This window comes from Streptomyces tibetensis (assembly GCF_007655005.1).
Classification (GTDB): Bacteria; Actinomycetota; Actinomycetes; order Streptomycetales; family Streptomycetaceae; genus Streptomyces; species Streptomyces tibetensis.
Map to the genome: position 1 here is coordinate 233,484 of NZ_SZVW01000016.1, position 9,073 is coordinate 242,556.

At 68.5% G+C, this 9,073-nt stretch carries 11 protein-coding genes and 2 pseudogenes; 4 read left to right on the plus strand and 9 right to left on the minus strand.

Annotated elements, in window-relative coordinates; translation table 11 throughout:
- Positions 1-3: 3 nt before the first annotated feature.
- The 3 genes from FDO69_RS27360 to FDO69_RS27370 all read right to left on the minus strand — a co-directional run bounded on the left by FDO69_RS27360 (position 4) and on the right by FDO69_RS27370 (position 2,257).
- Positions 4-273, minus strand: coding sequence for a hypothetical protein (locus tag FDO69_RS27360; RefSeq protein ID WP_104782694.1), 270 nt, complete (start codon positions 271-273; stop codon positions 4-6).
- Positions 274-398: 125 nt separating this feature from the next.
- Positions 399-1,082 (minus strand): response regulator, encoded by a 684-nt coding sequence (locus tag FDO69_RS27365; protein WP_104782790.1) that lies wholly within the window; start codon positions 1,080-1,082, stop codon positions 399-401.
- 8 nt (positions 1,083-1,090) lie between these two features.
- The gene (locus tag FDO69_RS27370; RefSeq protein WP_104782697.1) at positions 1,091-2,257 is read right to left on the minus strand and encodes a sensor histidine kinase; all 1,167 of its coding nucleotides are present in this window, start codon (positions 2,255-2,257) and stop codon (positions 1,091-1,093) included.
- A 176-nt stretch (positions 2,258-2,433) separates the two neighbouring features.
- On the opposite strand from FDO69_RS27370, the gene FDO69_RS27375 reads away from it, so the two are divergent.
- Positions 2,434-2,859: a hypothetical protein gene (locus FDO69_RS27375; protein ID WP_170320950.1), complete on the plus strand. Its 426-nt coding sequence runs from the start codon at positions 2,434-2,436 to the stop codon at positions 2,857-2,859.
- A 165-nt stretch (positions 2,860-3,024) separates the two neighbouring features.
- On the opposite strand, the gene FDO69_RS27380 is transcribed toward FDO69_RS27375, so the two are convergent.
- The 4 genes and pseudogenes from FDO69_RS27380 to FDO69_RS43115 all read right to left on the minus strand — a co-directional run.
- Complete coding sequence (locus FDO69_RS27380; RefSeq protein WP_138430190.1) at positions 3,025-3,597, minus strand: hypothetical protein; 573 nt, start codon at positions 3,595-3,597, stop codon at positions 3,025-3,027.
- A gap of 235 nt (positions 3,598-3,832) precedes the next feature.
- Positions 3,833-4,549: an MOSC domain-containing protein gene (locus FDO69_RS27385; protein ID WP_234388132.1), complete on the minus strand. Its 717-nt coding sequence runs from the start codon at positions 4,547-4,549 to the stop codon at positions 3,833-3,835.
- A 129-nt stretch (positions 4,550-4,678) separates the two neighbouring features.
- The gene (locus FDO69_RS27390; protein WP_420878546.1) at positions 4,679-5,173 is read right to left on the minus strand and encodes a redoxin domain-containing protein; all 495 of its coding nucleotides are present in this window, start codon (positions 5,171-5,173) and stop codon (positions 4,679-4,681) included.
- Positions 5,174-5,270: 97 nt separating this feature from the next.
- A pseudogene (locus FDO69_RS43115) lies at positions 5,271-5,411 on the minus strand (winged helix-turn-helix transcriptional regulator); the annotation flags it as partial.
- A 441-nt stretch (positions 5,412-5,852) separates the two neighbouring features.
- On the opposite strand from FDO69_RS43115, the gene FDO69_RS27395 reads away from it, so the two are divergent.
- A complete protein-coding gene (locus FDO69_RS27395; RefSeq protein ID WP_104782706.1) occupies positions 5,853-6,575 on the plus strand; it encodes a peptidoglycan recognition protein family protein in 723 nt (240 codons plus the stop codon).
- 84 nt (positions 6,576-6,659) lie between these two features.
- Here the strand turns inward: FDO69_RS27395 and FDO69_RS27400 are convergent, their stop codons facing one another.
- On the minus strand, positions 6,660-6,911 hold the full coding sequence (locus FDO69_RS27400) for a hypothetical protein (protein ID WP_138430191.1): 252 nt from the start codon (positions 6,909-6,911) through the stop codon (positions 6,660-6,662).
- Between the two features lie 220 nt (positions 6,912-7,131).
- Positions 7,132-7,276 (minus strand): annotated as a pseudogene (locus FDO69_RS42320) (lamin tail domain-containing protein); the annotation flags it as partial.
- A 675-nt stretch (positions 7,277-7,951) separates the two neighbouring features.
- On the opposite strand from FDO69_RS42320, the gene FDO69_RS27410 reads away from it, so the two are divergent.
- Both FDO69_RS27410 and FDO69_RS27415 read left to right on the plus strand, forming a co-directional pair.
- Positions 7,952-8,356, plus strand: a complete 405-nt coding sequence (locus tag FDO69_RS27410; RefSeq protein WP_234388133.1) for a DUF6336 family protein — start codon at positions 7,952-7,954, stop codon at positions 8,354-8,356.
- Between the two features lie 64 nt (positions 8,357-8,420).
- A complete protein-coding gene (locus FDO69_RS27415; RefSeq protein WP_104782711.1) occupies positions 8,421-8,819 on the plus strand; it encodes a hypothetical protein in 399 nt (132 codons plus the stop codon).
- Positions 8,820-9,073: the final 254 nt, after the last annotated feature.

The following is a 9,073-nucleotide window of genomic DNA, read 5'->3' on the forward strand; positions in this document are numbered from 1 at the left end:
GGTTCACCGACCCCGGCGCGAGCGGCGGTCGGGCCCGGCACGGCGGACGGCGATGACCGCACCGAGCACGGCGCAGAACAACGGCACGGCGACGAAGGCGGCCAACAGGAAACCGCCGGTGCCGGCCACGTCGAGGGGGCGGTCGAGCACGAAGGCGGAGAAGGCGCCCAAGGTTTCGGTCAGCAGGAACCCGGCGGCGCCCCCGGTGAGGAGGCCGACGAGGACGGCCGGAAGCTTGGCGGAATGTGGGGGAGCAGGGGAGCGTGTACTCATGTTCCACAGCGTCCGGCTGCGGCATGCGACGGCGCATCGTCCTGCAGCGGACACCTGTCTACCCCGCCGGTTGTGTGCCCCGGGTCCGGGGTTACGCCGCTGGTGGGTTGCCGGCAGCGCTCCGGCTACACCGGCGGTGGCCCATCGTTCAGCCAGCCCGGGCGGACCATGCCGGACTCGTACGCCAGGACCACGAGTTGGGAACGGTCGCGGACATCCACCTTGGTCATGATGCGGCTGACGTGAGTCTTGGCCGTCGCGGGGCTGAGGACGAGGCGGGCGGCGATCTCGTCGTTGGTCAGGCCGGCGGCGACCAGCTCCATCACCTCCCGCTCGCGGTCGGTGAGGACCTTGAGGCGTGGGCTGGGCTCAGGTGCCTTGATCCGTACGGCGAACTCCGCGATCAGCCGGCGTGTGACGGAAGGGCTGATCAACGCGTCACCACGCGCCGCCACACGTACGGCGTGCACCAGTTCCTCCGGCTCGGTGTCCTTGACCAGGAAGCCGGTGGCGCCGGCGCGCAGCGCGCCGTACACGTAGTCGTCCAGGTCGAACGTGGTCAGGATGACCACCTTGATGCCGTCGAGACGTGGATCGCCGGCGATCTGCCGGGTTGCCTGAAGGCCGTCGACGCCCGGCATGCGGATGTCCATGAGCACCACATCGGGGTGCAGCGTACGGCAGGCGGTCACGGCCTGTTCGCCGTCGCCCGCCTCACCGATCACCTCGAAGTCGTCCTCGTCCTCGAGGATCGAACGGAACCCGGCGCGTACCAGGCGCTGGTCGTCCGCCAGCAAGATCTTGATCACGGCCTGGGTCATGAGAGGGATCGCGCTCCGTTCGGGTAGGGGATCCGGCCGCGTACGGTGAATCCGCCCTCCGGGCCGGGGCCCGCGGTCAGCTCGCCGCCGAGCGCGTGGGCCCGTTCGCGCATCCCGCGGATGCCGCTGCCGGGCGTGCGGCGGTCCGCAACCGCCGGTCCGTGACCGTTGTCGGTGATCTCGACCGTGACGTGCCGCGCCCCGCGGTGGATGCCGACGGTGACGGCTGTTGCGTGGGCGTGGCGGTTCACGTTGGTGAGTGACTCCTGAACGATGCGGTAGGCGGCCAGGTCCACCTCTGTCGGCAGTTGCTCCCGCTCGCCGCTGCACCGCACCCGCACGTCGAGTCCGGCGAGCCGTGCGGATGCGACCAACTCATCGAGCCTGTTCAGTCCGGCCGTGGGCGCGATGGGCGCCATCTCGTCGACCTGCCGCAGCACCCCGAGCGTCGCTCGCAGCTCCCGCAAGGAGTCCCGGCTCGTGTCCTTGATCGCTCCCAGCGCTTCTTCGGCGCTCCGTGCGCCCTTGGCCGGGTCCTTGTGCAGGCGGCGCAGGGCAGCGGCGGCCTGGACGTTGATGAGCGAGAGGTGATGGCCCACCACATCGTGCAGCTCACGTGCGATGCGCAACCGCTCCTCACTGGCCGCGCGCTCCTCGGTCTCCCGGGCGAGGGCCAGGCGATTGTGCCGCACCCAGCCGAGCGCGACGACTCCCACCAGCCACCCCGTCAGCATGAACACGGCGACACCGTTGACGTCGTGGTTCCCCGCGAGTGTGCCTATGCCGGTCGCGATCACGGTGAGCGCCGCCAGAGCGATGGCCGGCTGGAGGTGGCCCTTGGCCGCGACCACGTAGAGCGTGACGACGAACGCGACCATGAGAGGACCGTCGTAGACGCTGACGAGGTAGTAGGCGGCTGTGGCAGCGAGCACGAACGCGGCGACGACCACGGGACGGCGACGACACAGGTACAGCGCCGCGCAGGCGGCGACGATCAGTGTCCAGCCGAGGATGGTCGCTGACCAGGACTCCTCCCGTTCACCTACGAGCGACCTCAGACTGCCCACCGCCACCGGAACGAAGACACCCCAGGCCAGAGCGGCATCCGCCGCACGGCCCTTGAGCGGGCGCAGCCGGAGACGTGAGACAGCACCGAGGGCCATGCCACCAGCCTAGGCAACCGCGCTCCCGGTGCCCTCCTCCGCGTGGCGGAATCGGCGGGGTGGCCCCTCGCAACCTGCGTGGTACGCACCCGCGTCGTGGCCACAACCGATGGGGTACGACAGGTGTCCGCCGCAGACCGACGCCTGGGCGGTATCCCTGCCTCGACGATGGAGCCGTGAACGCAGATACCCGTCTCCCGATCGGCCGGCGCCTGCGGGGCGTGAACTGGCCGCTGGTGGCCGCCCTGACCGCCGTCGCGCTCGTCCGGCCGCTGTTCTCCATCGCCGGCTGGAGCGAGGCCCTCGGGAAGCCCCTGACCCCTGTGATCCTCACCTTGGGCATCACGCTGACCTGGATCCTCGCGGCCGGTCTCAGCCGCGTACGCGACCCGCTTCTGACCCTCGTGGTCACCGGTGTGGCGTACGCGCTGGCCGCCCTGGTCCTGAGCGCCGTCCTCTCACCACTCCTGACCGGAAAACTCCAAGGCCCCCTCGCCCAGCCCCAGGCGATCGTCCCGCTCTTCCTGGTCAACGCCGCCTGGGGCGCCTTCTGCGGAGCCTGCGCGATCGGTCTGCGCAGGGTGCGTGGCATCCGCTCCTGAGCACGAGTCCCCGGACACGAAGACACCGTTGCCGTCAGGCAGGACCGTCTCGCGGTGACCGGCCCGGACATCAAACCCCGCGGGCCGCTCGGCCGCGAGATCCGCGCTGAACCTGGCGCCGCGGAACTGCGCGCTGACCTTTGCGGACTTCTCGGCGTCGACGGCCTATTTCAGCGCAGCCTTAAGAGCATCAGCAGTGACCCCTGAACTTGTGAACGGGACCTTCCAGTGAAACGCGACGCCGTCGCCATCGACGTAGACGAGGGTGCCGCCCTTCTGGACGGTGGTGATGTCGAACGCAACGGTGTTGACCTGGAACGTGTCGGCCCGCACCGATGGCTTGCCACCCCCGTCGTCGAAGCCGTCGGGTGCGATACTTCCCGCCCCCTCGCTGTTTCCGGCCTTGACGGTCTTCCCGCCGTGCGTCTTCCACCGGAAGCCGTCCTGGGCGGCGGTGGTGGTCACCACGTCCTTGGCGCGATTTCCCGCTTTGAACGTGACGACAGCGAAGAGATCGTGCTCCGGAACGTGGGCGCCGGCTTTGTCGACGTAGACGACAGCTTCCGGGGTGATCTGCACGGTGCCCTTTCCGTCGGCGCCGGCAGCGTCGGCGGTCTGCCCGAACGTGAGCACGGTGCGCGGGCTCGGCTGCGGATCACTCGTGCCGCCACCGTCAGAACAGGCAGCAAGGCTCAGACAGGTTGCGGCGAGCACGGATGCTCTGGCGACATGGCGCATGATCCCCCCGGACCGACACAGATGCAGTGGGCAATGGTCGCGCCACGCTAGCAAGCCGCTGTTCGTTGCCGCCTTGCGGTTCCTACACGCCGGGCAGTTGTACGGTGATGGCCCGGTCGGCAGCCGCTTTGGTGTCTCTCCCACCATGGACTTCGCCGGGTATCGGTGCAGGGACGTGACGGTTCTCATGGGTCGGTTCGGTTCCTCTCGCCTAGCCGGTGCGGCCGGTGCCGGATCAGGGTCGGATCACAGTGACAACGTCCCCGACGCCGATGGTGCCCGGCTCGGCCACGGTGCCGAGTGCGTCCAGACGCATGTCGTGCGCCCGGGCGATGGTCTTGAGCACGAGCGGCGAGTGCGGCAGTTCCTGCTGGGACTGGCCGACCATGACGCAGCGCTCGCTGGAGCGCACGAACGTGACGCCCACCGCGGTGCCGATGCGGACGGTGGAGCCGAGCCACTGGTCCTCAACGAACGCAGGTGTGCCAGGTGGTGTGCGGATGAGGAGGTTGGGCCGGAAGCGCCGCTCGTCGACCGCAATACCCGCAATCGCGGTGCGCATCCAGTCGAGGGTGGCGGTGCTCAGCACGCTCAGCGGAAGCTGGTCGAAGTGCGAGACGGACCCCTCACGAGCCACCTCGACGTCCTGGCGCTGCAGGTAGCGGCGCAGATAGGCGGTGGCATCGGCCACCGGTACTCCGTGCGGGTCGAGCAGCTCGGGCTCGGCCAGAAGTTGGGCTCCCGGGTACCGGGAGCGCAGCCGCAACAGGCCGGGCATCCGACGGAATCGGCGCGTGTTCTTGCCCGAGCCGAACCTGCCCTCAGCGTCCCGCACCGCATACAGCCGGTCACCCAGGAGACCCCGCTCGTCCACGTCGACCGACGCCGGTCGTTCTCCTCCCGTGGACTTGATCGGGTATCGCCAGATGCGCTCGATGGTGCCCAGCCTCATCCTCAACCCCACCCTTCCCGGCCGACGGCCGGCTCGGCACGTCCTGAACACTCAGTCGGCTTCCGAGGCCACGGGCCCGGACCGTCTGCGTCCCGACAGGGCCGGCTTCCCATGCCTCCACCGCGCTGATCACTCCTCGGTATCGCCGAGCCGAACCCCGGCACTGGCTGTGGCCAGCCGCAGGGCCTCCGTCACGGCGGCGGCAATGTCCTGCACGGGGAACAGCACATGCCGGACAGTCCCTTCCGAGCCGATGACGAGGATCAGCCGTTTCAGACGCAGTCGGCCCGCACCCCGGAACGTCGGGAGCCGCAGGGCCGCTGCCAACCGGTACCGAGCATCGGAGAGCAGGGGATAAGGGACTGCTTCGGCGCGTGCGAAAACGGCCTGTTCATGGGGAAGCTGGGTGCTCACTCCACGCACCTCCACCCCCGCCCGCCGGAAGTCGGGCCAGGCATCCGTGAACAGCCGGTTCTCCAGCGTGCAGCCGCTGGCCCCGGGGATTGGGTCGTCCCACTCGATCCCCGTGCTGGGGTACGTGAACAGGACGGTCCCGGCACAGTCCGGTGCGACGACGGGCAGGTCGGCGCCGTGCGTGCTGGGCAGCATGAGCCCGTCGGGCATGCGTGTGCCGATCTGGGCGTGTACGCGAGCGTGTTCCGCCCCGCAGCACACCACGGTCGACGAGCCGGGTCAAGCGCTCGGCGAGAACCTTGCGGGAGAGACCGAGTTCCGCGACCAGCACCTCGAAACGAAGGCGCCCGCGGGCGATCTCACGCAGCACCAGCACGTTCCACCAGTCGCCCACGATGACAGCGGCCTGGGCGATGCCGCAGTTTTCATCCGCCCGGTGCATTTTCATGCCTGCATACTAAATTCCTTTTCAGAACTCACTCTGCGTTTTGCCGAACACCCCCTCGCTGTCACGCGAAGCTCCGAGCAAGCCGTCGGCTCAACCCCTGAAAGCGGGGGCCGACTCCTCGCCGAGATGGTCAGGGCGGCCGCCATCACACCCACCGAAGCGGGTGGTGCGCGGCGGAAGGCGCCGCGCAGCGCGGACGCACGCCCCGACCGAAATTGACAGGGTTTGTACACGGGGCGAACCTGGAATCAGACGCTCTAAACGGCCTTTCATACGTCTGACGACGACGGTTCGTACAGCGTCGACATGTCTGCCGGTGAGACGGTCACCGGCCGTTTCGACAACCCATCATCCGGCTCATGACCATCGTGCCGCTTCTCCTCCCTGTCCGGCCCCCGGATCATCCGTTACGCGAACCTGGTAACTGAAAGGAACGGCGTCATGCCCGAGAAGAACGTCCACGACGAGGACGTGAGGGCCGCCATCGAGAGGCCCGACACCGGCGATGGACCCGGCACCGACAACCTTGACGACCTTCCGGAGAGCGACTTCGTCGGGTTCGCCGAGGACGACGCGGAGACGGGCCCGCAAGCGACCGCGACCATCACTTACGACTGTCCCGTCGCGAACTTCATCGACGAGCTCAGCGCGACGGGCCACGTCACCCACACGTCGTACCAGAAGACGTCGGTCACGCTGCACCACAACGCTGGCCGGCTTTCGCACCAGGGCGTGCTCGACGTCTGGAAGGTCCGTCCGGCTTCGGCCCACTTCGACGTGGACGCCGCCGGCGCCGTCGCTCAGTACGTCAAGGTGAACGAGTACGCCTGGGCTGTCGGCAACACAGCCGGCAACCAGAGCTCGATCAGCATCGAAATGGCGAACGCGACGCTCGCGCCCAACTGGACGGTCGGCGAGGTCACCTGGAAGAACGCCGCACGTCTCGCCGGCTGGCTCTTCGCCAAGGTGATCGGCGAATGCCCCAGCAGAAGCAACCTCTTCTACCACCACCACTGGTCCTCGACCGTCTGCGCCGGCCCGTACATGGACCAGATCTACGACGAGGTCCTCGCTGCGGCACAGGTGGCGTACGACCACTTCAAGGATGCACACCCCGCCCTCCGGCCGGATGCCGAGCCGGTACCGGTCGAGCGCCAACGCTGACCAGTCGGAACGAGCTCAAGGTCAGCCCAGTCGAGCTCGGTGTCAGGCCGTCGGTGCCTTGCGCGGCCACGCGCTCAGCCGCGGTCAGATTTTGGGCCCGGGGTTCTTGGGCTGTCCTCCCATCCGGTGGTCGCTCCAGTCGATGCCGTCGTCGTGTTCCTTGCTCGACGCGAGCCCGAGGAACCCGAGGAGGGGAGCCACAATGAGGATTGCTCCGCACAGGCTGCCGATTGCCACGTAGGCCGCAGCGGCGGTGACGGCCCAGAACAGGGTGTCGCACACGATCCGCGCCCACAGCGGGAACGGGGCACGCCACGCGTGGTAGCGGCGGTACATGCGCATGAGCCTGCCGGACACACGCTTGGATCGGCCGGCCTGTCTCTGGCCAGTCCCTGCCGTGCGGCCGTTGCCATGCGGTCCCTTTTTCCTGCCCATGGAGCTCTGTGTCCCTTCGAACGTCCCTTGACCACCAAACGAGCTCACGCGGCCTCTCCGGCCGGTTGCGTCGGTGTCCTGAGCTGTGAGTGTGTTGTTCGTTCACGCCCGTGGCGTCGGGTCAGCGGTGGTTGCCGCTGTGGCGGTGGTGGACCCTGGGACTTGTCGTCGATGAAGCGTTCGTGGTCGTTGCGGAGGGTGGCGCTGTCGGAGCGGTTGTCCCAGGCGTAGCAGCGGCGGTCCTGGTACAGGTCGTTGTCGGTGTCGTGGCAGGTGGGTCGGCGGCGGATGCCGGCAGGGCCACCACCGAGGCGAGGGCGCCGGCGGTGAGCGCGGCGGCGGCGAGACGGTGAGCAGTGACAGAAGCGAAAACGGGCGTCAGGTTTTCACACGGTATGGACTCCCTGCCCGCACCAGCCACGGGGCTTGCCGGGAGAGTCGGTGCGGTGTGCGATGGCGACCGACTGGCCGCAGACACACTCTGTCCATGTCGTGGGGGAGTTGAGGGGAAAGTGTGGCCCCTGTTACCTGTTGTCCAACTTTCCATGACTCTCGGATGCAACATCCATCTATTAGCCCCGCACGCGAAGTTGACGAGACTGCAGACCCACACCCCTTGCGGGCGTTGGGGTGCGAGGTGTGTTCGCCCGGTTGCACCACCCGCAGGGGCTCGGGGGGTCACCCCGAAAGTGAGTAACAGCGCTGCTCGCAGCCGCCGCCGCCAGCCACCCCTATGAGGAGAGGACCAGCCGGCTTGTCGATCCCTCCGCTCAACGACGGGGTGACCCTCTTGTCCCAGGGGTGCGGTGCAACCCGGGCGGGAAATCCGACCCGGCGAGTACGGTCCGTCATCGTCGGGTCGTGCGCAACCCGAAGGTCAAGCCGGGGGCGGCCGGAGGCGGTGGGACTCCCGGCGGCGCGGCTGCGTTACGGTGCCGCGTATGCGCACCGACGACGCGATCATCCGACCCCTGCTCCGCATCCAAGACGTGACGACGCGCGGGGCCCTGTACGGGCTGACCGCCGTGCCCCTGCTCGGGGTGGCCTCCCTGCTCGTCGGCGACCACCACCACCGCAGGACGCTCCTCGGTGTCGTCGGATTGGTCGCTGCTTTCATAGCCGTGGTGGGGATCCTCGTCGGGCTCTTCTTCTGGTGGACCTGCGGCGGAGACATCCGGCGCTGCCGCGACTGGCGCACCGTCACGGGCCAGGCCGGGCCGATCGCGGTCGCGGCCCCGGTCCTGCTGCGGATCGGGGTGCTGGCCCTGGTCCTGTTCCCCGGCGCCTTCGGCCTGCACCACCTCGTGGACGGCGCCGAGTACGGCAGTTGGCTGTACGGCAACTGAGTCACGCGCCCGGCGCATGCGGGCAAGGTTGTGCAGGCGAGATCGACTCTAAGGTCAGCCGTGGGTGCGACCCCGTCGCCCGGGCGCGCTCATCACTGCCCTGGCCACCGTTGCCACGGTGCTGGGCCTGGCGACGCCGGCGGACGCCGCCATCCACCGGTGCAGCGTCTCCGGGGACATGACGAACTGCACGACGGTGACCGGGATCGACCCGGGTTCCTGGCTGCAGATGCGCACCGGTCCCGGATACGGGTACGGGTACGCCAACGTTCCTCATGGGGCGCTCGTCAACCGTGACGAGGTCGGCCTCTCCTGCTGGACGACCGGCGACGGAGCGGCGGACAACCCCAACTATCGCTACTGGATGCTCATCGACCTGGGGGTGCGGTCGGGCTACGTCAACGACTGGTACCTCAACACCGGTGACCCCAGCGTGTGGCAGCAGCAGATCCGGCACTGCTGACCGGCGGGTTTCGCCCGAGTCAGCCGAGCAGGGGGAGAGAAGACGTGCGGGGGGGGTGCCCCCTATGGGTTTGGTCAAGTTGCTCGGGACTGCGCCCCAGCTGTCGGCTGCCGGTTCGGCTCCGAGGTGGTGCGTAGATCCAGCCCGCCGGGGCATCGGTGGAGCGGACAGCTTCGTAGAGGTGCTGAGTCGGGCCTGCTAGTGACCTGGTTTTGAGTTCTGGGCGCGCCCCATGAGTCGTGTTCTGTTTCAGA